Source organism: Acinetobacter sp. 802_lipA, from assembly GCF_058242885.1.
This window is the reverse complement of record NZ_JBZAYP010000001.1, coordinates 3,421,126-3,443,824: the sequence shown is the minus strand read 5'-3', so window position 1 is coordinate 3,443,824 and position 22,699 is coordinate 3,421,126. Positions and strand designations below refer to the sequence as shown.

Annotated in this window: 37 protein-coding genes and 1 tRNA gene; 12 read left to right on the top strand and 26 right to left on the bottom strand. The window is 42.4% G+C overall.

Annotation, left to right across the window (positions count from 1 at the left end; genetic code table 11):
* Nucleotides 1-21: 21 nt before the first annotated feature.
* The 25 genes from AC4CU3_RS17115 to AC4CU3_RS16995 form a co-directional block, all read right to left on the bottom strand.
* Nucleotides 22-828 carry a phage head morphogenesis protein gene (locus AC4CU3_RS17115; RefSeq protein WP_490738437.1) on the bottom strand — a complete coding sequence of 269 codons (807 nt, stop codon included), beginning with the start codon at nt 826-828 and terminating at the stop codon, nt 22-24.
* Entirely contained in the window at nt 803-2,089 is a 1,287-nt protein-coding gene (locus AC4CU3_RS17110; RefSeq protein WP_490738471.1) for a DUF1073 domain-containing protein, read from the bottom strand. The genes AC4CU3_RS17115 and AC4CU3_RS17110 overlap by 26 nt, the downstream gene beginning before the upstream one ends.
* Before the next feature lie 80 nt (nt 2,090-2,169).
* Nucleotides 2,170-3,696 (bottom strand): phage terminase large subunit, encoded by a 1,527-nt coding sequence (terL, locus tag AC4CU3_RS17105; protein ID WP_490738436.1) that lies wholly within the window; start codon nt 3,694-3,696, stop codon nt 2,170-2,172.
* Nucleotides 3,674-4,150, bottom strand: coding sequence for a DUF2280 domain-containing protein (locus AC4CU3_RS17100; protein ID WP_125273674.1), 477 nt, complete (start codon nt 4,148-4,150; stop codon nt 3,674-3,676). Before AC4CU3_RS17100 ends, terL begins: the two co-directional genes overlap by 23 nt.
* Nucleotides 4,151-4,209: 59 nt before the next feature.
* Entirely contained in the window at nt 4,210-4,851 is a 642-nt protein-coding gene (locus AC4CU3_RS17095; protein ID WP_092585993.1) for a putative metallopeptidase, read from the bottom strand.
* Nucleotides 4,811-5,248: a PDDEXK family nuclease gene (locus AC4CU3_RS17090; RefSeq protein ID WP_489773899.1), complete on the bottom strand. Its 438-nt coding sequence runs from the start codon at nt 5,246-5,248 to the stop codon at nt 4,811-4,813. The genes AC4CU3_RS17095 and AC4CU3_RS17090 overlap by 41 nt, the downstream gene beginning before the upstream one ends.
* 271 nt (nt 5,249-5,519) lie before the next feature.
* Nucleotides 5,520-5,696: a hypothetical protein gene (locus tag AC4CU3_RS17085; RefSeq protein ID WP_489773900.1), complete on the bottom strand. Its 177-nt coding sequence runs from the start codon at nt 5,694-5,696 to the stop codon at nt 5,520-5,522.
* An 870-nt stretch (nt 5,697-6,566) separates the two neighbouring features.
* Nucleotides 6,567-6,643, bottom strand: a tRNA-Met gene (locus tag AC4CU3_RS17080).
* 98 nt (nt 6,644-6,741) lie between these two features.
* Nucleotides 6,742-7,029: a hypothetical protein gene (locus AC4CU3_RS17075; RefSeq protein ID WP_490738435.1), complete on the bottom strand. Its 288-nt coding sequence runs from the start codon at nt 7,027-7,029 to the stop codon at nt 6,742-6,744.
* A gap of 271 nt (nt 7,030-7,300) precedes the next feature.
* The gene (ltrA, locus tag AC4CU3_RS17070) at nt 7,301-8,962 is read right to left on the bottom strand and encodes a group II intron reverse transcriptase/maturase (protein WP_005167203.1); all 1,662 of its coding nucleotides are present in this window, start codon (nt 8,960-8,962) and stop codon (nt 7,301-7,303) included.
* A 795-nt stretch (nt 8,963-9,757) separates the two neighbouring features.
* A complete protein-coding gene (locus AC4CU3_RS17065) occupies nt 9,758-9,997 on the bottom strand; it encodes a hypothetical protein (RefSeq protein WP_004693409.1) in 240 nt (79 codons plus the stop codon).
* 164 nt (nt 9,998-10,161) lie between these two features.
* Nucleotides 10,162-10,716, bottom strand: coding sequence for a hypothetical protein (locus tag AC4CU3_RS17060; RefSeq protein WP_062034632.1), 555 nt, complete (start codon nt 10,714-10,716; stop codon nt 10,162-10,164).
* Nucleotides 10,717-10,727: 11 nt separating this feature from the next.
* A complete protein-coding gene (locus AC4CU3_RS17055) occupies nt 10,728-11,423 on the bottom strand; it encodes a metallophosphoesterase (protein ID WP_395475219.1) in 696 nt (231 codons plus the stop codon).
* A 4-nt stretch (nt 11,424-11,427) separates the two neighbouring features.
* On the bottom strand, nt 11,428-11,796 hold the full coding sequence (locus AC4CU3_RS17050) for a DUF559 domain-containing protein (RefSeq protein ID WP_490738434.1): 369 nt from the start codon (nt 11,794-11,796) through the stop codon (nt 11,428-11,430).
* A 28-nt stretch (nt 11,797-11,824) separates the two neighbouring features.
* Complete coding sequence (locus AC4CU3_RS17045; protein ID WP_224466660.1) at nt 11,825-12,070, bottom strand: hypothetical protein; 246 nt, start codon at nt 12,068-12,070, stop codon at nt 11,825-11,827.
* The gene (locus AC4CU3_RS17040; RefSeq protein WP_490738433.1) at nt 12,067-12,249 is read right to left on the bottom strand and encodes a hypothetical protein; all 183 of its coding nucleotides are present in this window, start codon (nt 12,247-12,249) and stop codon (nt 12,067-12,069) included. The genes AC4CU3_RS17045 and AC4CU3_RS17040 overlap by 4 nt, the downstream gene beginning before the upstream one ends.
* On the bottom strand, nt 12,246-12,509 hold the full coding sequence (locus tag AC4CU3_RS17035) for an IclR family transcriptional regulator (RefSeq protein WP_004694150.1): 264 nt from the start codon (nt 12,507-12,509) through the stop codon (nt 12,246-12,248). The genes AC4CU3_RS17040 and AC4CU3_RS17035 overlap by 4 nt, the downstream gene beginning before the upstream one ends.
* A complete protein-coding gene (locus AC4CU3_RS17030; protein ID WP_114836962.1) occupies nt 12,506-12,910 on the bottom strand; it encodes a hypothetical protein in 405 nt (134 codons plus the stop codon). Before AC4CU3_RS17030 ends, AC4CU3_RS17035 begins: the two co-directional genes overlap by 4 nt.
* Nucleotides 12,907-13,653, bottom strand: coding sequence for an ATP-binding protein (locus tag AC4CU3_RS17025; RefSeq protein ID WP_490738432.1), 747 nt, complete (start codon nt 13,651-13,653; stop codon nt 12,907-12,909). The genes AC4CU3_RS17030 and AC4CU3_RS17025 overlap by 4 nt, the downstream gene beginning before the upstream one ends.
* Entirely contained in the window at nt 13,650-14,573 is a 924-nt protein-coding gene (locus AC4CU3_RS17020) for a hypothetical protein (RefSeq protein WP_490738431.1), read from the bottom strand. The genes AC4CU3_RS17025 and AC4CU3_RS17020 overlap by 4 nt, the downstream gene beginning before the upstream one ends.
* On the bottom strand, nt 14,570-14,926 hold the full coding sequence (locus tag AC4CU3_RS17015) for a hypothetical protein (RefSeq protein ID WP_490738430.1): 357 nt from the start codon (nt 14,924-14,926) through the stop codon (nt 14,570-14,572). The genes AC4CU3_RS17020 and AC4CU3_RS17015 overlap by 4 nt, the downstream gene beginning before the upstream one ends.
* Nucleotides 14,923-15,231, bottom strand: coding sequence for a hypothetical protein (locus AC4CU3_RS17010; RefSeq protein ID WP_490738429.1), 309 nt, complete (start codon nt 15,229-15,231; stop codon nt 14,923-14,925). Before AC4CU3_RS17010 ends, AC4CU3_RS17015 begins: the two co-directional genes overlap by 4 nt.
* On the bottom strand, nt 15,228-15,518 hold the full coding sequence (locus tag AC4CU3_RS17005; RefSeq protein ID WP_490738428.1) for a hypothetical protein: 291 nt from the start codon (nt 15,516-15,518) through the stop codon (nt 15,228-15,230). The genes AC4CU3_RS17010 and AC4CU3_RS17005 overlap by 4 nt, the downstream gene beginning before the upstream one ends.
* 48 nt (nt 15,519-15,566) lie before the next feature.
* On the bottom strand, nt 15,567-16,067 hold the full coding sequence (locus AC4CU3_RS17000; RefSeq protein ID WP_490738427.1) for a phage regulatory CII family protein: 501 nt from the start codon (nt 16,065-16,067) through the stop codon (nt 15,567-15,569).
* A gap of 58 nt (nt 16,068-16,125) precedes the next feature.
* Nucleotides 16,126-16,350 carry an XRE family transcriptional regulator gene (locus AC4CU3_RS16995; RefSeq protein WP_131230303.1) on the bottom strand — a complete coding sequence of 75 codons (225 nt, stop codon included), beginning with the start codon at nt 16,348-16,350 and terminating at the stop codon, nt 16,126-16,128.
* Between the two features lie 129 nt (nt 16,351-16,479).
* Here AC4CU3_RS16995 and AC4CU3_RS16990 point away from each other — a divergent pair, with 129 nt between their 5' ends.
* The 4 genes from AC4CU3_RS16990 (at nt 16,480) to AC4CU3_RS16975 (ending at nt 18,421) form a co-directional block, all read left to right on the top strand.
* The gene (locus AC4CU3_RS16990; RefSeq protein ID WP_131230301.1) at nt 16,480-17,250 is read left to right on the top strand and encodes a LexA family transcriptional regulator; all 771 of its coding nucleotides are present in this window, start codon (nt 16,480-16,482) and stop codon (nt 17,248-17,250) included.
* Nucleotides 17,251-17,328: 78 nt separating this feature from the next.
* Complete coding sequence (locus AC4CU3_RS16985) at nt 17,329-17,631, top strand: hypothetical protein (protein ID WP_125273661.1); 303 nt, start codon at nt 17,329-17,331, stop codon at nt 17,629-17,631.
* 78 nt (nt 17,632-17,709) lie between these two features.
* Nucleotides 17,710-18,036, top strand: a complete 327-nt coding sequence (locus AC4CU3_RS16980) for a hypothetical protein (protein WP_490738426.1) — start codon at nt 17,710-17,712, stop codon at nt 18,034-18,036.
* A gap of 103 nt (nt 18,037-18,139) precedes the next feature.
* On the top strand, nt 18,140-18,421 hold the full coding sequence (locus AC4CU3_RS16975) for a hypothetical protein (RefSeq protein WP_151837174.1): 282 nt from the start codon (nt 18,140-18,142) through the stop codon (nt 18,419-18,421).
* Between the two features lie 5 nt (nt 18,422-18,426).
* Here the strand turns inward: AC4CU3_RS16975 and AC4CU3_RS16970 are convergent, their stop codons facing one another.
* The gene (locus AC4CU3_RS16970) at nt 18,427-18,777 is read right to left on the bottom strand and encodes a hypothetical protein (RefSeq protein WP_279691362.1); all 351 of its coding nucleotides are present in this window, start codon (nt 18,775-18,777) and stop codon (nt 18,427-18,429) included.
* Nucleotides 18,778-18,988: 211 nt separating this feature from the next.
* Between AC4CU3_RS16970 and AC4CU3_RS16965 the strand changes: the two genes are divergently transcribed.
* From AC4CU3_RS16965 to AC4CU3_RS16930, 8 genes are read left to right on the top strand one after another with little or no spacing between them, the layout of a single operon-like run.
* The gene (locus tag AC4CU3_RS16965) at nt 18,989-19,417 is read left to right on the top strand and encodes a hypothetical protein (protein WP_490738425.1); all 429 of its coding nucleotides are present in this window, start codon (nt 18,989-18,991) and stop codon (nt 19,415-19,417) included.
* A complete protein-coding gene (locus AC4CU3_RS16960; protein ID WP_490738424.1) occupies nt 19,417-19,725 on the top strand; it encodes a hypothetical protein in 309 nt (102 codons plus the stop codon). The genes AC4CU3_RS16965 and AC4CU3_RS16960 overlap by 1 nt, the downstream gene beginning before the upstream one ends.
* Nucleotides 19,726-19,769: 44 nt before the next feature.
* Complete coding sequence (locus tag AC4CU3_RS16955; RefSeq protein WP_058869364.1) at nt 19,770-20,444, top strand: hypothetical protein; 675 nt, start codon at nt 19,770-19,772, stop codon at nt 20,442-20,444.
* Between the two features lie 30 nt (nt 20,445-20,474).
* Nucleotides 20,475-21,212 (top strand): hypothetical protein, encoded by a 738-nt coding sequence (locus AC4CU3_RS16950; protein ID WP_130234750.1) that lies wholly within the window; start codon nt 20,475-20,477, stop codon nt 21,210-21,212.
* 12 nt (nt 21,213-21,224) lie between these two features.
* Nucleotides 21,225-21,902 (top strand): 3'-5' exonuclease, encoded by a 678-nt coding sequence (locus AC4CU3_RS16945; RefSeq protein WP_490738423.1) that lies wholly within the window; start codon nt 21,225-21,227, stop codon nt 21,900-21,902.
* The gene (locus AC4CU3_RS16940) at nt 21,899-22,132 is read left to right on the top strand and encodes a hypothetical protein (RefSeq protein ID WP_490738422.1); all 234 of its coding nucleotides are present in this window, start codon (nt 21,899-21,901) and stop codon (nt 22,130-22,132) included. Before AC4CU3_RS16945 ends, AC4CU3_RS16940 begins: the two co-directional genes overlap by 4 nt.
* A complete protein-coding gene (locus AC4CU3_RS16935; protein ID WP_490738470.1) occupies nt 22,132-22,476 on the top strand; it encodes a hypothetical protein in 345 nt (114 codons plus the stop codon). Before AC4CU3_RS16940 ends, AC4CU3_RS16935 begins: the two co-directional genes overlap by 1 nt.
* Nucleotides 22,473-22,640 (top strand): hypothetical protein, encoded by a 168-nt coding sequence (locus AC4CU3_RS16930; protein ID WP_490738473.1) that lies wholly within the window; start codon nt 22,473-22,475, stop codon nt 22,638-22,640. Before AC4CU3_RS16935 ends, AC4CU3_RS16930 begins: the two co-directional genes overlap by 4 nt.
* Nucleotides 22,641-22,699: the final 59 nt, after the last annotated feature.

Sequence of the window (22,699 nt, the reverse complement as noted above, 5' to 3'; positions counted from 1 at the left end):
TGTGATTGTGGTAATAATCAACTATATCAAAATATCCTCATAATTCGGCAACGCCGTGCATCGGCATCGAACCGGTTGACCTGGATGACCGCCTGAAGGTGGTTCATCCCAACGGAATGTTTGACCATTTTTAATCCGGTGATCTGTTCTTACACGCTCATCTTTTGCTGACTGCCATACATAAGTTTCAACACCCATCGATTCTTGACGCTTCTTATTGATCGCACCGTTGATCTTGCCCATCTGATCAGAAGCAATTAAGCGTGCTCGATAGTCCGTACTATGACCGAGCTTTTTAATTTCCTGAGCCAGTTCCTCATTGGTCTGCCCTGTTTGCAAGGCATTCATCACCAAGGCTTCAAGCTTGTCGGTGTACTGACTTGGAATAGACTTAATCAGCGAAACGTTTACAGCAATCTGAGTATCAATCTCATCCTGAATATCAGCGCCACGGAAAAACGGCGTCAAATCCACACCAAGAATGGTCTTGGTATGACTGGCAATCTGCTTATCCACTTCCTTGCTGGTATCCATCACCACCTTAGTGGCCAAAGATACCGACACTTCCATGGTGTACTTCACCATCTTTTCACGTAACGCCGTGAATAGATCCGTCACCCAGCCATCACCAATGTTCTGCCCTACGGTAGGTAAAACAAAATCCTTGGTTTGTTCTTGGCAATATTTAGATATTTCCAAAAGCTGACGTGTATAGAACAACTCAACACGTCGATTGACCTTAACAGCTTTAGGCTTAGCCTTGCGACCTTTCTTGCGTTTCTTGATCTGCTGAAGCTGAGGTTTAAGGATCTGTATCATCGTTGTCATTTGGCTTCACCATCGTTTCCAATTCTTTGATGTGATCTTCACCAATCACAGAATAAACGCCGTCGATATTAAGCTGACGTGCGATCTGTGGTTCAGTGATGATGCCCATATTGAGATACTTTTCATCACGCTCAGCATTGGCTTTCTCCACCTCTGAACGGACTTTTGCATCCAATTGCCAAAGTGGATTAAACACAACATTCAATTCAGGGATTTGACGCCCAAATGTAGACTGGCAAATCACAGCAAGAAACTTCATTAAAATAGGCTTGAGGTCCCATTCCTGTTTCGTTGCAATCGAGTCGTAATAGTTACGGGTGTCATGTTCACCTGTTGCATTCATACCTGCAGGTGATTGGCCAAACAGAATCGTATAAGGAATATCTGCCGCGCCAGCCGTCTGCACTGAAAACTCACGCATCATGTCAGGCAAGCCAGCGAAGTTATACGTTTTCGAGCTGTACTCTTCCTCCGCATCAAGGACCAGCATGCCGTTCAGACTTTTCATTAAGCCTACGGACATAAAGCGCTCCATAACCCCTTTCATATCCTCCTTGATCTTATCGACTAACTGAGGTGTCTGAATGACATCGATCTTCGATTCATGAATCAGGCTGGCAGATCCACGCTTTACACTGGCATGGTCAAGTAGATCCTCATAGACTTCCTGCAGAATGCTTTGTGGCTCTTCATTCACTACATCGGCATGAGCAATACGAATCAAGCGAGTATGGTGAATGCGCTTCTTAGCCTCATTCCCCATTTTCATCTCGTAAAATTCAGGCTGTTTCAGCAGCCCACAGCATGCCGACGGCGGTAAATACGAGTTCTTATCAGGTGTGATGTATTTCTTTTTCACGACCGTAAAGAACTCTAATCGACCTTGGCCAAGCTTAGAAATATCTAAAGGCTGATCTAAGGCAGCACCGTCAGCCGTTCCAAGCAGAATATACACAACGCCGTAGAGACGAGACAGGATTAAGCCTGATAAAAGCACATGCTCTAAGTGAAATGCCTTACACGCTTCCTCAAGCCGTTTTAGATCATCACCTTGAATCCCTTCATAGAACCATCCAGCACGAAGCATGTCTGACGCAGGTCGATTGACGATACGGCGTGCGAGCCAGTTTTGGTACACCGCTTCAAGCTGTTCATCATCAATGTCTTTACGTACGAACTTTCCAGCACTGGCTTTATCGCGCTCAGTACCAATATTCGATACCAAGTTGGTATATGCACCAGCATCACCAATGGCATTCATTGCCTGTTTTACTGCATCTGCCACAAGCGTTTTAATTTTACCGCCTGTATCAGACTTTTTATCTTTAGCCATAAATACCTCTAATCAAATACAGTCGGCTTTTTCGCAAGTGAATCGTTAATCGCATCGATGGTAGGGTCCCACTGGTCATCATGCTCATGTGACATGCTGGCAGTCAGCCCTTCGATCTCTTCCACATAGTTCAATAGCCACGGCGCACTCACAGGTAACATGACACGACCATCTTCAACGTAGAACACCACGTCCATGGTTCGCGTCAGTTTGTCCGTATCACGCTGAATCGCCTTGATTGGTAATGTGGTATCACGCGAAATGTTTTGGATCAGCATCGTTCCAGATGCCTTGTCCTCAATGGCCATGTATCGAAGCTTGCCAATCTTGGTATTGCTTTCCTTGTGCTTATTGATGAAAGCCTTGGCTTCCTTAATCAGTTCAGGTGCTTCCCATTTACCACGGCGCACGTCGATGATATACAGGCGATTGTCATGCCCTAAGCCAGCACACAAGAACACTGAATAGTCGTTATGCTCTTTGGTTTTTTGCGCCGTATCTGCCCAGATCGCACGCCACTTGAGTGGAGGCAGTTCGAGATAGCGACCGAACCATTCAGCCTTAACAAGATCACCACCGAGCTTTTTAGGCTCTTGCTGATACTGACTACTGAACGTATAACGAGACACCGTAGCGCCGTCTTTATCCTCACCGCCTTTCTCAAGCTGAAGTAATGACTGAAGCGATTCTTTCAGTGGCCAATAGCTTTGACGTCCTTTCTCGTCTCGTTCGACATCGCGTGGCACTTTCTTACGAATATGCTCAGGCAATGAGTTGATGTAATCATCATCAATCAGTGCTGGTATCGAGATCTGATGCCATTTCCCTGGCACGTTGCCAGTCATCACAAAGTTGGTTGGATCCTCAACGTGTAAACGCTGCATGATCAGAATAATCGGTGTAGATGATTTGGCTTTACGTGAGTTGACCGTGTTCAGAATCTTACGGTTTGCCTTGTTACGTGCTGTCTTACTGAATGCATCTTCAGGCTTGAGCGGATCATCCAGGATAATCGCACCTGTGAATCCATTATCAGCCAATGTACCTGCACGGCGGCCCGTAACCTGACCACCCATCGAAGCAGAATACACATGCCCTGCTTCATAACCATCTACGGTCGTTTTCCAACTGGCCTTAGCATCGGTATTGGTTGAGATCTTCACTGGCCATAAGCCCTGAAAATCAGCCGATTTAACGATGTTTCGTGCTGTAGATGACACATCCTCAACTAGAGATTGTGAGAATGATAAATATAAGAATCTTGAACGTTGGTTCCGTGCGATACCGCGCGGGATCAAGTTGGTCAGCAGCTCAGTTTTACCAGAACCAGGAGGAACATTAATTACGAGGTTTTCAATCCGCCCAGCAATAACCTCGTCAATCGCCCAAGCCATATACTCATGGTGCCAATTGACTGAGAACTTAAACCCCATGCGGGGCTTAAAGAATGCACGTGTAAAAAACAGGTGCTCATCTTCACACTTCATGCGCTTTGCTTTGAGTTTTACAGGATCAATATTCACTCTCGAGTTCATTTATTGCCTGCCTTATCTGCTCATCGGTAGCGGTCACAGGAGTGACGTTTTCACTCTGCAATGGGCCACCACCAGCGCCTGTAATTTCTTGCTTATTGGTATATTTACCACCCATATCTTCAGCTGCTTGCTTGAGAATGCTCAGCGCTGCTACTCGGTTTTTGCCATGCTTTTGGTATTGGTTTTCCAATCTCTGCAATCGAACAGTCAGGTTAGCAATTGGAATGTTTTGCGGCGCTTCTAAAAAATCTTTACGGGTAGCCTCAAATTCAGCTTTTAGTTCAGCGCTTAAGTCTTTGCCAACGCGCTTGGTTGGGTCATAAGCTTCACACTGCTGACGGCTTACATCAATCGTAAATTCTTCTTTGACGAGCAGTACGGTTTCCTGAGGTGTATTAAACTGTGCAAGTGACCGCACAATAAAGAGTTTTTGCTTTTTATTTAAAGTAGCCATTTCCTTCTATCCGTCAAAGTACGTCAAAGAAGACGGCCAAATAAAAAGAGCCCAAAGGCTCAATTGATCACACAGTTCCCACAACACGCAGACACATTAAAATCAGATACAAACGGCGCATTCTTTGAGATTTCGACTAAGCGCTTGACACTCTCGTTTGCACCCCAACGTTTGACCACGCCATAGAACTCTTCAACGTCATGACCCGCTAAGTAATGCTTTGGTAAGCCAGTATTGTCGCTGTACATGATTTCGTCGTCTTGATCACGTTCTACGCCAATGTGGTAAAGCTCATGCTCGATCAAGGCACAGAAGTCATGATCTGAAGCTTGCTCACAGAATGAGGCATCGATGGTAATTAGATAAACAGGCACACAACCAAACCAGTCTCGCATCTGCTGCTCCTGCCGGGCTTTCTTCCATCCACCTTGGTTAAACATCACTTTTTCACATTGACCGAGTACCATGCGTTTCTTTGACTGGCATGCAGATGATGCCCAAGCAAAAGCTAAGAAGGTTTCATCGTCGTGTAGTAGCTCAGAGATATGGTCATGATCTGGATTGTGGAGCTGACCACCAATGGTTAGAAAGTTTTTAATCACCCATTCTTTTAATTCCACGGCGGGCGCAAGGCGAATTGCTTCTTCTTCCTCAGCCTGATCAATAAGATCCGTCGGTGGGAATGGTCTGATCTGTTCCATCTTCTAATCTCTCTAACTGCGACTTGATCCACCGAATCACACCACCCGACTCAATTGCATGTGGCTCAAAACGCTGAATCTTGTAACCCATATCTTCAGCCAGATCATACTTATTAAATGCGTTTGCTATCTTTCTTCCACCACGCCCGACAGCCCAAGGACTACCTGCTATTTCAATAAGAAGTCTCAGCTTCACAATATAAAAATCGAATCGCCAGTTTTTAGTGGATTCAAATTGAAATTTACGCTCATAGCCAATCAGGTGTTCTTCTAACTCCTGAAATAAAGTCTCTTCAGCTTCTAGGTATTTTTCTTTTGCTTTAGGAAGAGGTTTAGAGCGTGGTTTGGTTTTAGGTGGGCGCTTTTTTGTTTTCCAGAAATAGTCGTCTGCGTTCATATTTTGCGCCCATTAAAAAACCACCCGAAGGTGGTTTAGTTTAAAACAACATCGACATCTGCCCAAACTCATAAATCGTTAATGCAAGGACAAAGGCCGAAACCGAGATTATAAGCACATCTTGTGAAGCCATACTTTTCTCCCTTTATTGTTCTTTTTTTATACTCTCACAATTAAAAAAATTATCAACACTAAAAGAATACATTTCTCACAATTTACAGTGATAGATATGTAAGAAATTATACAAAGACGATGTATTAGTTAATTTTAGTTAATTATCGCATAGGGTTGTTCTTAGATTCTTAACCCGCTGTTTCAACTTAATCATAATGCCATCTATTGCCAGCATCTCATCCCGTGTCAAACCCGAACGGCTGAGATTCTGATACTTAGACAGCTCAGCACTGCAAAACTCTAAGTCTTTTTTAGCTTGTACTTTGTCTGTCATAGCATCCACCCAATAAGAAAAGAAAAACCCCGCCAATAATGCATATTGAGCGGGGTTTTATGTGCCGTAATCCGTTCGGCAAATGACTAAGGAAACGTAGCGAAAGGCCTTATATTTCTTTCAAACAATCACGGCATTCTTTGACTTCACCGTCAATCTCAGTTGCACCATGAAGGCCAAATAAACAAATTAACAATTGAAGCATTTCGTTCTCCTACAATCATATATTTATTACAAAACCCAACACTAACTAAATTGTTTAGAAGCCATGCAGAGCAGCTTTTTGAACAATTTTATCGAAGTTTGAGTGTGAAGCGTGTTTGCTAGCAATGCGCTTTGATCTATAGCAGCAACTTGCCATAACACCAATACCTAATAAAGTTAGTAGCTTCATCTTTAATTCCATCCATGTAGAATATTTAATTAAAAATATCACCCGAAATTGTATCTATCCAATCTCATTTTGATGAATTATTGTTCACTATGTAACTAAATAAGGATGTGGTGATCTGCCACACCCCTGCCTATAGTTCGATATTAATCAGCTCGGCAACTGATCTACCGCTACTCACAATCACATTAACCTTACATGCACGGTCAACTTCACTTGCTTTCATTCTCTTTAAGGTCGGGTTGCCAAGCCCTAGCTGGAATTGCCTAAACCATCTAGGCGTTTACTCAAGGCATGTTCTGTAAGCTGGCACACTCACAGGATAGGGTTGTCATATAGCACGTCCTCAAATTGAGGTTGTGCCATGAGGGTCAAATGGGTGGCGGCATTAAAATTTAAACCACTACGATTAAAGTCAAGCCGCCATAAAAAAAGCCTAATCCACGGGGACTAGGCTATAAACTTTGAATCTTTTTCATTGGTAGCGGGAGCTGGATTTGAACCAACGACCTTCGGGTTATGAGCCCGACGAGCTACCAGACTGCTCCATCCCGCATCAACGAGTTAGCTTTATACGCCCTAAGCAACCACAAAGCAAACTTTATTTGAAATATAAACACTTATAGTATTAACGAAATTCAAAATATCTAAAGCCTACCCTAAAATTGCTTCAGGTATAAATGCTGGATGAGATGCTCGATAGAGGCTCAATCTTCTCTTTTCACCCTCTAAAAACAACTTGGGTTCTTCCGACCATATTGATTTTCTCGAATCAAGCCCGGATAGACCTACTGCCCAATCAGAAACAGCCCCATAAACAAAAGTATTATCAGCGAAAATTAATTTGGTCTTGTTATGTGTACTATTTATAAGAACTTTATGTGTTGGTAATGAACCGAATACACTAATCTGAGTGTAAATGTATTTATAGATTTCAGGCATATAGAGGGACACTTAAAAGAGAGCGTCACTATACCATCTTAGTTGTTTAAAAAGCCCATCAAAGCTCCTGCAATTTGTATACAGCAATAAAAAAGCCCTACATCTCTGTAAGGCTTTTCCCCTTGACTCATTTTGCGCTGATACAAGGAATCGTTGTTTTTATTGTCGGGTAGTCAGACGCAGTTACCTACGTCCAACCCCCTAAGAACCGTGCATGCGAGTTTCCCAGCACACGGCTCAAGCCTCTGCTAAGGCGCCATTCGGCACCCGGTTATACATCGTTGACATTGGCAAACTGAACACTCCTCGGACAATACAGATGGTAAATCTCAAGATTAGCAACTGCATCCGTTCCACCATGACTTAGCTTCACAATATGACGGCTGTGCCATGGTGTATCTTTGGTGACTGGTTTAAGACAGGCGCAGCAGCGACCACCTTGTTTTAGCCACACCCGATACAGCTTGGCTCGCCCCTTTGCGGAGACCAGCATTCTTTTACCCCATCGGGATTCGAAGTACTCATCCCATGCGGGGTCATGAGGGTTAGCAGCAGCCTTGATCTTGATATGTCGCACAATTGGCGTGTCCGAGGCAGACACTAATGTGTATTGTCGCTTCCGACCATCGGCGGACTGTTCATCACATGAGAACACCCATCGACGCGCTCCTTGTACTTTGAAATACCGATCTTTGACCCATCGGAGTGTCTTGCGAGGGTGGCGACGTACAGCCCATCGCCAGAGCATTTCCCACACTGCGTTGTCTACCTGGTTGAAAACCTTCTTGGCAACGACATGACTATGATAGTTGGCCCAACCCCTTAGAATCGGGTTGAGCAAACCGATCAAAGTGGCCTGTCGTGTCGCTTTGTTTGCATTGATTAATGCTCGCAGCTTGTCAAGATGAGCGCTGATGTTTGCCTTTGACGGCTTGATCAGTAGCTTGCCGTTGTACTTACGTACGTTCCAGCCAAGAAAATCGAACCCGTTCCCTATGTGCGTGATTTTGGTCTTTTCCTGAGAGAGCACGAGACCGCGCTGCGCCAGAAATTCAACCACGGCAGGACGAACTTCATTTTCGAGCCACTCTTTAGAATACCCCGTGATGATGAAATCATCCGCATACCGTACCAGTTGCAGCTTTTTGCCTGTCCATTTGGCGTTAGAGAACCTCTTCGCCAGCATCGTTTCCAGTCCGTCCAAGGTCATGTTGGCCAGCACCGGGGAGATAATACCTCCTTGCGGTGTTCCGGAAAGACTGGGAAACAGCTTGCTTTGGTAGACGTAACCGGCTTTGAGCCATTTCCGTAGAATCACCTTGTCCATTGGGAGGTTGGCGATCATCCAGTCATGGCTGATATTGTCGAAACAGCCTTGAATGTCACCCTCTAGCACCCACTCCGCACTTACTTTTCTTGACAGCACACCAAAGCACTGTGCTGCAGCATCCGCGGTTGAGCGTTGCGGTCTGAACCCATAAGAGTTCCGATCAGCGATGGTCTCCGCGATGGGTTCCAAAGCCAGCAGATGGAGCGCCTGCATGGCCCGGCATTTCATCGTGGGTATCCCGAGAGGTCTCATCTTGCCATTTTTCTTCGGAATAAGGACTCTCCGAAGCGGAAGGGGCGTGTAACCTCGCCTCTTCAACGACATCATCGCACCGGTCTTGGCCTTGGGTGTATTCCAAGTCACCTTGTCGACCCCAGCCGTGTTTTTGCCTTTGTTTTCAGACACTCGTTTGACGGCCAATGCTTTGCCACTAAACGAGTGAGTCAGCAGCCATTGCAAAGCTTTCGCCTTGTTATGCCTGCCGTCTTGTACCGCCTTCACAATACGCGCTTGCAGCCCTCTGACATGACGCTGTACAGCAATCCAATCGATGCTGTCCCACGATGTGCTGGAAGGTGCACACGCTGATACTGCTGCATTCATTTGCTCTCCCTCCATTAAAAGGGTTCTACACACTCTCTTGTGATGAGAGACCATAAGGACGTCAGCCCGCTTTCGCGTGGGGTAATGTTTCAACCTCTATCCAACCCATTACAGACTGGCATTCGCTTTTTCCTCGTTCCTTCGCCCGCATCACCATGGGCAGTTTTTGCAAACTGCTTTCCCAATGGGAGTAATACGGGATTTCCACGTTCCGCTTACTGAAGTACATCGGCTTAGGTGCCTGCTATCGACCGGGAGGCGTATGGGTCACGAATGCGTAGTCGAAAGACGCAATTCCCACCTCCATTACCGTTTTGGTTCGAGCGTATCAGCCATTTCCGCTCGTTCAACTTAACGATCGTTACGCAGATTCACATGTGTTCACCATACCGATTATCTAGCCCTTGTCCGGCTATGGCTGCCAGAAGGGTACGCCTCTCACGATTGATACCCCGCACCTTGCGGTGCCTCGTTACATTGTCGAAGGCGCTCTTTATTCAGCCTTCTAGATTCACCCGGTGACACGGGTGGTTCCCGCAGGGGGGAACAACTTCATTAAGCGACTTCGTGTCGCACTACAACAAAATAATTAAATCATTAATCGAATAAAAAATTGAAGCAAAAAAAACCTGCAACTTGGGGAAGGTGCAGGTATAAACTGATATTAACTATCATGGAGAACTTAATACCAACTAATATACTTGGTTTATATTGAGATCTCATTCACATTTTATTCCAAATTATTTAGGAATAAAAAAAGCCCACCATTTGGCGAGCTTTCCTTGATGCTTAAACCTATTCTTTTGAACACTTCACTTCAAACTGGTATTCGTCTTGGGTAACCTTAATTTTAATATTTTTATATTTTCGTTTGTTTGGATCCATTGCCGACCCTGCTACTTCCTCAAAAAAGCTACGATCATTCATTAGCTCGCCATACGCTTTATAACCCAACAAAATCTTTTCAGGTTTTTTGCCGTTAACTACTAATTCACTAAGAGTATCATCTAATTTCTTGACAGTTAGAATTGCCATTTCAGTTAAAGCTCAAAACAAAAATTCATTATTGCTTATTTTCATGAACAAACAATGTCAAAAAAAGCCCATCGTTTGATGAGCTTTTAAAGCTTGGTCTCGGATAAACCGTAATACGACCAGTATAGTGAAACTATAGCTTAGTCTTCGCAAAAACGAAATACCTATGCCTTTAATTCTTTGTAAGTATTTTTCTTATACAACTCTATTGATTTTGATGCTTCATTAATTGCTGACTCGATCGCCATGACCATTAGCTTTTCGTATTGCTTCCATGTCATCCGATAATTATCAACATTCATTTGCATGGTATTAATCCCCGCATAGTACAAACGTCCTTGAGCAGTGAAGTTATTCTCAAGCTGGGGATCTAAAGAGAAATCTATAACCATGCGTGCAATTAAGTAAGCCAAATGATTCATGGTGATTTGCTCAGGCTCCCGTTTCTTATCAGCCACGGCGTTTTGAAGCATGATATTTACCAGGTGCATACGCACATATTCATAATCACTTTCACACTTACCATCAAAGACAATTAATGAAGTAACCGACTTCGCCAACTGCGTATCCATTGTAGCAATGGCACCTAAACGATCTTCGTAATTCAAAGGTTTCTCCCCAGTGCCATGAGCTTGTGGCTCAAAGTTTGGTGACTTCGCAGTAATGCCATGAGTCAACCATTCAAATTGTTCAAATTTATCTGCCATAACTGCATTCATCCCAAATCCCCTCAAATCAAACTCAAATCTAAAATTGTCATGGTTCCCCAGTGAACCGCACCAGTATCAATCCAGTAGCAGTTATCGCGCTTGCATGGCTTCTGAGTAACCGTATGCCCCATGATTACCGCATCAACTCCTGAAACATGGGTGTATTGTTGGTTTTCTTCATCCAGTCGATCACGACCCCACATTGCTAATTCAGTAGGGAAGCGTTCCTTTTTGATAATGTGCTGAGCTTGATCAAAATTATTTAGAATGCTTTTAAACTCATCCCAATTGTTCTGTTCGATATGGCCATGAACAAAGCCAAATTTTCTAGCTTTGTGATTAATCTCCAAAGCAATCGGTAGAGTTTTTAATTTTTTAATGATTTCGCGCTGCACCTGATAATCCAGGTCATAAAACCACTCACCACCATTTTGAATATGGCAATTGAAGTAAGAGCGATTAACATCACCCATGATGACCAAATCTTCATGATTACCCTTTACGGATGTAAACCAAGGCTCATCAATTAGACTTACGCATTCTTCGTTCTGAGTTCCACGATCCACCAGATCACCAACCGCAACCAGCAAATCATTTTCAAAGTCGAAGCCAATTTCTTTAAGTCGAGTCATGAGCAGGTTGTAGCAGCCATGAATATCTCCAACCGCATAAAGCTTGCCTGTTATCTCTTTGTCCCAAACCTTAACCATTGCCATTCCATCACCCTATTAATTTTAAAATTTGCTCAATCGCTTTGCCGCTTTTCACTTGCTCAGTGCTAAACCGTATAACCTGATAACCCATCATCGTTGCTGCGTTATATTTCTCTAAGTCTCCTAAATACCCTTTACCCCTTGTATGCCTGCCATTACTCCAGATTCCACCTTCCACTTCGACTAATATCTTTTTACCCTTCAAATGGAAATCAGCTCTCCATTTACGTGAGGGGTGAAACTTAAACTCCTGTTCAAACTCAATCTTTAAAGCTCTCAGGGCTGTGGCCAATATCACCTCACCCTCACTCTGTACTTTTTGACCTTTTACCTTTGGGCGCTTAGATCCTCTTTTGGGTTTATTCGCTCCGATCATCTTTTTGTATTCAGCAATGGAGTAGCTGCTAGTCACTGGCACCCCGCTCCAAAACGATCTTCACAGCCTCTACCACCTGCTCGCATGTCCAACTACTGCGTGAAGAAAGGCCATTCACACCGTGAAGCATTCCTGAGATTTTTCGCATTGATGTTTCAAATCGATCTTTCCTAACAACTTCACCAGTTCCATCAAACTCCAAATCTTCTAGCTTGGAATCCTTAAATTGAGGTAAACGAATATCACGCTCAGTAACTTGATCTTTATTACTCATCCCTCAACCACCTCCACATCAGTACACAAACACATAAACGGCGTTCCATCGTCTAAGCGCCCAAATACCCGACCATCTTCAACTCGGTCTAACACACCGTATCCAGTGAAGCGTTTGCCTGAGTAAATCGTTGCTGATTCACCAATAAAATCTACTTTTACGCGGTCGCCTTTATTCATCCCTTCACCTCAAATAACTGTTTAGCTTTACCACTCAGGTAATATCGATTTTCTAGGCCTTCACTGTGTTTTGCATACAGAAGCCCCATCTGAACCAAATTTTTTAAATAGCGCTGTACAGCACGTTTCGTCACATCTGGCATAACTTGTTGTTGAATTTCGGATGCCGTTGCTACTGGGGTGTTCTTAACAGCCAGTAGGACACCAATTCCGCGATCTAGCACAGCAGCGCTATTGAGTTTTGAAAGTGATTGATTCATCTATCGATCTCCACAGTCATACCTGCATGATCCTGCTCAACCACAGATATTCCGCGCGTGATTGCTGCCTTGCTCGGTAATTTTTTGAAGTCAATCAGATTCACTTCATGGCAGTGTTTGCACATGAATGAATTTTTATTTTCCAGTTTTTTATAAATTTCCCGTGCCTCAGATAAAACACTGTTATTTCTTTCTGTAGCCCGATTGAGGTGCTTAAGGTGCTTTTGAATCCACCAGACCGGGTTTAAGCGAACATTGCAGTCAGTGCATAAAACTTCATTTTCTTCTGCTGATATCTGGATGTTTTTATGTTCGCATGTGCCACGTTCAGACTTGCGTGAAAACTTAATGACATTTTCCACAGTATCAATATTTATCGTATGGTCTTCTTTATAGCTCACACTTCACCCCCAACACGCTCATCTGGCCAATTACACTCAACCACATCCAAACCATCATGCTGAAAACGAGACCAGAGACGATCACCAAGGTCTTGTTCCAATTCATGTGCTGTCATGTTTGAAATCAACATGGTTGGCTTGCCAGCGTCATAACGTGAGTAAAGAACTTTGTGCACCAGCTGGAGACGGTTTTCATGGCGGTCATGCAATCCATATTCATCAAGAATCAATAGATCGTATTCAGTGAAGCGATGAACAGCGTTTACTTCACTATCATCAGCCTTGGTCCATGCATTCGCTATTTCATTGGCCATGTCTTCAGAGGTCACATAGCGGGCATACTTTTGGGTCTCAAGAATGTTTCGAGCCACGGCGCAAGCTAAGTGTGTTTTCCCAGTACCGGTACGACCAATCATGATCAAATTGCGCTTAATTCCCTTCGTGAAATCCTTCACAAACGTGACGCATTGAGTTTTTGCATTTTGCTGACCGCTATTCGCGACCAAGTATTCTCTGAACCCACTGTTCGCATGACGGGTTGGAAGTTTTGCGCCTTGAAAGTGTTTTTCACGAACCATCGCATTCACGGCGTTGTGATGTTCTGCTTGAGCTTTGTTAAGCGCTTCTGTTGAGCATTGCTTGCAGAACGACTTACCACGGAAAGAAACCATTTGTGCCTGGTGCAACTGGCAAAATTCTGTTGATTGCTGAATATCAAAACTAAGCGGTGCGATTGCGTTCATAGGAGCCCCCTTGTATCCACATCACCTGTTGCTGGTTCATAGTTCTGAACTTCACCCCAAGGATCGTTCACATTGCGGTTGTTTGGTTTTTCAGAAGATTGTTTGCGTGTTGGTTTTCTTCCTTCACGCTCTGTCTTGGTTACTTGCTTCTCAAATTCCTGCACCAACCAAGCTGCGAACTTTCTCGTTTTTTGGTTTTCGGTGAGATAGATTTTGTTTTCCCAGTGCGCATTGAAACTACCCAAGTGAAACTGGAAATCAGGCATGGTTAAAATTTCATTTACGCGATGGCTGAATTTCGTTTGAAGCAAAATTGTGCTTAGGAAATTTTGATCAGGTTTCCATGAATCATCCTGAGCTGAATTTTCAGGCAATTCCTGTTGTGTGTTTATATCTGTAGTAATCTCTGTAGTAGTCTCTGTATTTGTCCCCTTTTTGAAATGGGGAGGGTCTGCCTTTTCAAATGGGGAGTCTCCCCCTTTTGAAAGAGGGAGGGTGGTCATTTCAAAAAGCACAGGGGTAATAAGCTCAATAAACAAAACATTGTTGTATTTCTGATTGTTAGCTTCAATTGTTCGGAAGTGACGTTTTAGCACCCCACATTTCTCAAGACGATCAAATGCCTCTTTGACTTGCTGTTTTGAGAAGCCATATTGATCAGAAAAACTCTGGTAAGAACGCTGCAAAAGATCAGATTTAAACTTCTTTTTAACGCGCACAACTTGGCCAGAATATTCATCACGCACCACTGTAGGTCGATGCCAATAAACGATTTCTGAAAGCACAACGATAGCGTTTAAATCGGGTTTTCCACTCTCTAAAACGAAGGTACTAAACCAACTGGTTGGTAAGATGTTACCCTCAAGGTGAACACTACCAACCTGATCCACGACATCATGGCCAGTGCTGAATAAACTCATTTAGCTTCCTCCAATTTGACTAAGCCACGTTTTTCCAACTGACGAATAATTCGAGGTTCGACAAATTGATTGTTGATCTTGTACCTGGTGCGTGACTTTTCTTTCACCTGGATAAGTTGGGTACCTTCCTGCATTTGACGACGTATCGCTATGGCTTGCCCCCCCATTTGGGTTGTATGCTCAAGAATGAAATAAGCCTCCTGTGCCTCAATTGCTTTGTTCATGACTGACAAAGGCATAGCTGCAAGCTCTTTGGCTGAATAAATCGTCACTGGATCAAGTAAAGGGATGATTACTTCGATAGGTGCAGGAGCTTGAACATCTTTCTGCCCACGTTTAGCTGAATATCTCACTGAGCACCCCCCTTTTCGATATTTTTAATAAAGCGCCCAAACATAAAAATCTGTCCTGATCGATGCAGGCTTGAAATGATTTCACCTGCATACCAAGCTGAAATGCGATGATCATTGATCAGCATTTCCATAAACTCATCTCGCGTGACTGCAGCATTCTTTTCATCACCTTTGATCTTGCGTAGATTTGCCCTACGGATCTCCAGCAATCCATCTAATGTGCGAAGTGCTGGCTCGTACCATGATTGAAGCTGCATCACCTGCTTATGCTCAGGCTTCTTTTGAATGGCCTTGTTGGTAATCATGGAACCTCCGCTAAGGCTTGTTCAGCTAAAGTGAGACGGCGTTTTAATTTCAGCTCCAATGTTGTTGCATGACGGACCTCTGTTGGATCTACAACTACAACGATCACACCATTCGTTGTAACGCCAATACCACCCAACGAAGTTATGTACTCAACGGAAAGTAAATCAGCCGTATCAAACACACGATTCACAAGAGTCACTGGAGCGATTAGCACCACCGTATCCCCTTGTAAGAAATCGTTATTTGCATTGTCCTGAATTGCTTGTTGTGCTAAATTTGTTCTCATATTCATTGGTTCCGATAATTAATGAATTAAAAAGCCTGATTTCTGCGATCAGGCTTTTTCTTTTTGAACATTTGCTGTGTACTTCTGCATTTGCTTAAGTGCTGCCTGATCCACGGCGGTAATCAACTCGATCAAGCCCTGGGTAATCTGGTGGATCTCTTCGTATTCCGCTGGTGTAATCACCCCATCCTCATAAGCCTCATACACAACTCGGTTTGCTTTCCCGCTCTTAATGTTGTGTTGCATCATTGCTTCAAAGATCGATAGCTCATGATGTTTGCTTGAGTCACAATCCACTGGTACTAATGCGTATCCCATCTGATGCGCCCACACCTTTAAAATTTCAGGGTTCTGCGTATACATCATTATGGTTTCAAGCTTCTTTAAGCTCGGTAAATGGTTTGGCATCCCTACGTTGCCGTAGTTGCATATGGTGTTATGCGAATCACCAGTGACCTGAGCAATTTCCTTTGGTGAAATTCCCTTTGTCTGGTTAATCATTTTAAAAATTGCCGTTTGAGCTTCACGGCTTAGTGTTATTTCTTGCATTTGTGAAATCCTTTATTTGTTTCACGTTTCTTTGAAGGTTTGACAAAGTGATAATTGGTTATGCGGCGGAGGGATTCTTCTTTAAGAAAAATTCAAATAATTTTTTATGTGAAAGCTTATCGTTGCTTGCATCCACAATTGCTTGAATGGTCTCCATGCGAGGCTTTTTGCGCCCATGGATTAGATGCGACTCCATGTATCCATAAGAAACTCCTACGCGCTCGCAAAATTTATTTTTTTCAGGCTCGCTTAAAGCTTTCCAGAATTCATATAAGTTTGGCATTTAAATACACCCAATAGGTAAATTAAATACAAATATACCTGTAAGGTAAATTTAATTCAACCTATCAGGGTATTTATTTTTTCTACCCATCGGGTAAATTTAACAAGTAATTTTAAATGTGGGGTTCGTATGACAGGCTTAATGCAAATTCATGAGATTCGCTTAATGAATGCTAGAAATTTATTAAAGGAATCTGGATTGAGTCGTGCGGATTTTGCTGAAAAGACCGGTATTTCCTATAACTTAATCAGTCAATATATTGGTAAAAATCCAACAAAGAATATTGGGGATGAAACTGCGATAAAGATCGAGGAGGCTTTTGGAAAACCAAAGGGGTATCTAGATCAGGCAAATGCTTTTTCACTTGACTCCAATGACTCGGAATCAAGTCATGCTCAATCGAGCGGTATTAAAATCGCCCCAATTGAATTTAGAAGTGGTGACGCAAAAGCCACCAATGTGAGAATCCCTGTCTACAAGGATATCAAAGCATCCTGTGGTGCAGGTATTGAGAATTTTTTAGAAGATGTGAGTGAATATCTTGATATAGATCCTTACATACTAAAAATCATGGGTATTCAAACAAAACCTGAAAATTTAAGAATTATCTACTCATCTGAGTACAGTATGTGGCCAACTGTGGCTCCTGATAGCCCACTCTTTGTAGACATATCTGATAAAGATCCAGATATGCTGAAAAATGGCAATGTATATGTTTTTACACATAGCAACGAATTAAGAATGAAGCGAATTTTTGTTAGTTACGCAGGTGGCAAAACCGTAAGGCTTGCAAGTGATAACCCAGATAAAGTTCGCTACCCAGATGAATTTATTACGAATGAGCAACTTAATGAAATCAATTTTGTTGGCCGTTTGGAATTAGCGCTCGTAAAGCCATAGATGCTGTAACAAGTAAAGGTCTAACACGATATCAACCAAGATATCCTATGATAAGAATTCTTAAAAAAGGAAAACAAAATGATCGCTACACTTAATAAATCCAAAACTGCGCTAACAATTAATCGTCAAGAATTCAAATTGGCATTAGAAAAAATTGGTGCAGGAATTGATAAACAAATAGCAGCTCTCAAAAAAGCCAAACAAAGCTACGACGCTGCGGAAATAGCACGCGAGGTCATTGGTGAAGTAAACATCTTTGAAGCGATTATTGAGGGCTTTAACGAAGCAGAAAGCACCAATCTAAAACTAGCAGATATAACCAATCTTGATACAGCACAAGGTTGGGTGGATGACTTTTTAGAAAAGTATTCGGATATATAAATAGCCCTGATCAATTTTGCTGGCTGGATTAAATAAAAAGCCGCTATATGCGGCTTAATCACGTAATGAGAATGATTAATGAGTAAAGAATACAATAACATTGAGCTGAGCAAATATAGCGAGCTAAGCAGTGATGAACAAACTGCTATTCATGAAATGCTTATCTCATATGTACGCACAGATCATTTCTACAATATTGTCTTACTCCATGATAGTGAGCCTTACGACCTGGTCAAACTTGTAAGTATTAGCTTCGAGAATAAAGATGCTGCAATCTGGGTTCACTTCGAGACCATTACTGCTGAGAGACTGACTATGCCTTTAGACTTTATTTCAAGAATAGAGTTATGTAATCACGAAGAACTTTTAAATACTGCGAAGCTGGGCCGGTATGAGTTTGTTTAGGTTATCTCTGGATGTTTATAAAGTAAGTCATCAGTGACTTTGAAAAAGAATAAAAGCTGCGAACCCGACGCAGTCCTTAAGAATAGATCGGGTGGAGAATTAAGTGAAAATTGAATTTCAATATTTGGCTAAAGATGCTGATAGACCTGACAATATAACGCTATCCGATGCTGGATATGAAGTGGAGCAAGGAGAACCAATTCCCTCTATAGGTGATTGCATTATGATCGACCTTTGCAGCCCGTTAGAAGAAAGAGGAAATTTTGCTCATTTTAAGGTTATTGCGCGCCACTTTATGTATTTATCATCAGGGCATCAGCAAAAACACATGATTATTGTTGTCGCAGATGCTGACGACACCCCTGAAAATAATTATAGAGAGTGATTCATCTATAATATTGAGAATAAATCTTCGAGTAATGCATTCACTGGATCGCGCTTATTATTCTCAGAATAACTTAGAAGTTGGCTTTTATAAGCACGGAGCTGTTGATGCATTGGATCATTTAGAACGGTTTGAAGCAAGTCTTGTCGTTTTTTATTTGTCTCAACACCGACGAGAGTATTGTCACAAACCACTTTTACGGTCTGATGCATAGCATTTAATCGTTCGGTGCTCACTACTGCGCTAGAGAATACAAACTCCTCAGCTATTTTGATTTGCTCTTGAATAACAACTGGGTTTTGTGTTGTAGCCACTAAGGCTGTATACAAATTTGCTCGAAACTCTTCTTTAGTCATTAAAAAAAACTCCATCCAACCCACCCCAGCGGTGGGTTTTCTTTTGTCTATTTAATCTCAATTTACCAATTTAGTAAAAATATTTTTAATAATTTTACCTTGCAGGTATTTACTTTATTTTACCCCACAGGTATATTTTATCTCACAGACATTAAAAAAGCGCACCGACCTGAGAAATCTAATGCGCTTTTGCAAACTTGCGAGATCAATTATGACCAAAACCTTATCCCCTTTCAATACCATCAAGATATCTCTTGGTGTAGCTGCTGTAACAATAGGCGTGCTTAGCTGTGGGTTTAAGACCTCACCGCAAGCTGCTCAACCTGTAGTTGCCAACGTAGCCGCTTCTGAATATCAACTTCTTGCATTACGTATGACTGGTGATAACCACGGCGAAGCGATTATTCGTTTAGATGGTTTCCGCGTTACTGCGCGTTTTGAAGTTGAGGCATTTGAAGACAGAGACGGCGTACCAGGTAGTGAATTCACCGCTGTAGACGTAACCAGCCTTGATGAAGTCACCGTTTCAGATGCCTTAGGCAATCCATACAACGACTTCACAAACCATATCGACCATCAGAACTTCAATGCCCTCATCAAAGGCTATATCGAAAAACATCGTTTAGTGGAGGCAGGCTAATGACTACTTCTACTCAAAAGTTTTCCGAGTTCATCAGCCAAGATGACGAAGGCAACATCCGTATGCGTCTAGGCCATTCAACCTACTTTGAAAAAGGTCGCCATATCTATGTGGTGAATAAGGATGGTACCGAGCAGTTAATCACGCTTGAGGTTCATGCAGCCAAGCCTTGGATCCGTGAAAACTTTGAACGTGAACGCACATTCCAACGTAAGAAGAACTTAGCAATCGCCCTACAACGTACACATATTCCACTTCGTGAACGGCGTGAGTATAAGCGTCGCGCAGGTTGGGTTGGTGCTCGATAGCAACCAATCCTCCCCTTTAAATAATGAATAGTGAGTAATGAATAATGAGTATTGCAACTTTAATCCTTGGCCAGTCTGGTACTGGTAAATCTACAAGCTTAAGAAACTTGGACCCGCGAAATGTGCTGTTAATTCAAGTAATCAAAAAGCCGTTACCGTTTCGTTCACCTAATTGGAAATACATCACACCCGAAAATAAACAGGGTTCGATTTTGGTCTCTGATAACCCTCAATTCATCATTAATGTAATTAATGGATCTAAGCGTCCGATCATTATTATTGATGACTTTCAGTATGTTATGGCGAATGAGTTCATGCGTCGCAGTTCTGAAAAGAGCTTTGATAAGTTCACCGAGATTGGCCGCAATGCATGGGATGTGTTCAACGCAGCAATTAATGCCCATGACCATAAGCGCGTATACCTTTTAAGTCATACCGAAGAAGACGCTCAAGGTAAAACCAAGATCAAAACTATTGGGAAGATGCTAGACGAGAAAATCACTCTTGAGGGCATGGTAACCACTTGCCTTCAGACTGCGGTGATTAATGGTCAATACGTATTCCAGACTAAAAACAATGGCAATTCGACTGTTAAGTCCCCTGATGGCTTGTTTGAAACTGACCATATTGAAAACGATTTAAACCATGTGGATGTGGCGATTTGCGAATTCTATGGCATCCCAAACCCTCAAATTCAAACACAAGACCAATCTGCTTAATAACCTAAATTTAAACTTGGAGTAATTTTCATGAATCAGCAATACAAACAATTTGGCTTTAACCCTGACTCAGCAAAGCAAGCAGACAGCAGTCTACGTATTGAAGAAGCTGGTAAATATGTTGGTGTGATTAAGCATATGGAATTTATCACAGCGAAATCAGGTACAACTGGTTTTGAAATTGAATTTGAAACAGACAATAAAGAATCTGCTTCATTTTCTATTTGGACCGAGAAAAAAGACGGTACTCCATTGGGTGGAGTTCACAAAATTAATGCTCTGCTCGCTTGTGTTGGTGCTCGTGGTCTAACACCAACAAATGCACCTTTAGAGAAATATGACTTTGACGCTAAAGAGCGTATTACTAAAAATTGTGTAGTAGCCCCTGAAGTGGCTAACCAGCGTATTGGTTTTCTTCTGCAGCGTGAAAACTACCAAAATGACAACGGTGAATGGAAACACCAGATGAATTTCTTCTCTTGTTTTCACGCTCAAAGTGAGTTGATGGCCAAGGAAATTATTGAACGTAAAACTACACCTGAGGCACTACCAAAATCTCTTGCTTCGCTTATGTCTAACCCTATCACGACACGTAAGCCTAAAAACAACAATGGTGGTGGCTACCAACAAAATAATGGTGGTGGTTATGGTGGAAGTAACCAGGGTTTTAACCAGAACAATGGTTACAACCAAGGCGGGTTTGATGGTTATTACGATGATGTGCCACCAGTGTTAGGTGCCAACCAGCAAGATGATTTTCCGTACTGAGGTTAATTGGCTATGAATGCATTGATTTTAGACACTGAAACTCACGACCTGAATGGTTACCCAATTGAGATTGCTTACGCACCTTGCTCTTTTGAGCAAGGGGTGTTGGTAATCAACCAAAAGCAGGTTTTTGATGAGTTCTTCTCATGCCCTGAGCCTATCGCCCTAGGTGCTTTAGCAACTCATCATATTCTCGAAACTGATATTGTTGAAAAGCCAAGCTTTGACACATTCAAGATGCCTCAAGATGTCCAATACCTAATTGGCCACAATATTGATTATGACATTACAGCTATTCAGAAATGCCAGCCAGACTTCACTGTCAAAGGAATTTGCACATTGGCTTTATGTCGCATGGTATGGCCTGAATTGCCACACACATTAGGCGCTATGTACTACCACGTTATGGATGATTTGGAGCTTGCACGTAAACACCTTCGACATGCCCACAACGCTAAAGCAGACATCTATTTCACTGGTGTAATTCTAAAGACATTAGTAGAGCAGCTAGGCATTAAAGACATGAATTCACTTTTCATCATGTCAGAAACTGCCCGTATACCGAAGTACATAACTTTTGGAAAGCATAAAGGTACAGCGATTAAAGACTTGGATTCTGGATATGTTTCTTGGCTACTCAAACAACCTGACTTAGATCCTTACCTACGTAAAGCATTGGTGACTCTATGAAAAAAGCAACTCTTGTCCACCCACTCATGAGTGAAGCATTTCTGATTTGGCTAGCGAAGCTTGGATACAAAGGTGTGGCGCGTGCTGGTGTTATCTCTTTTTACCACGAGATCAACAATCGAAACTTTCCACGTGGCGTTATGATTTTGGAAAACGGTCGATTAAACAGACCAGCTGCCAAATTATTTGAAGAATTTAAGAAATATGATCCATTTAATGAGGTGGCGTGATGGAAGATAACAAACTAGAGCCAGCTGAAATTGTGCGCAGTGAAATGGGAACTTGGACACATCCAGTTTATTCAAAATACATGAATGAGCATCTGGAAAACGAAGAATACGTAAGTCGTGAAGAGTGGGAAAAATTTAAAAGCCACTTTGGTGTAGACACTGTGATGTTCTGGATGGAGAGCCTTGTTAATTATGATGATTGGGAAATCATGATGGATGATTGTGATATCACCAAGTGGGACCCGATTGCACCAAACGGCTTTTTCTTAATTGATATCAATTTTAGTGAAGATGATGCCTATGCTATTTTCGCTCGAAATAAACGTGAATGCGAGGTTGCGTGATGGAAGTGCATGAGAAACGAATTCTACTTGAGGCTATTGAGATTTTAGTAAAGCGCCCTGCTCAAGCTGATGAAACAACATTAGGTAATGCAATTGGTTATTTCACTAAATTGATTGAATCAACAACAGGCGGTCAATTGACGATTGTGCCAGTGGTTAAATGAATATTTCGAGCAATTATTTGCGCAATTTAAACAATAAATCAGGATTTCGCGCAGATATT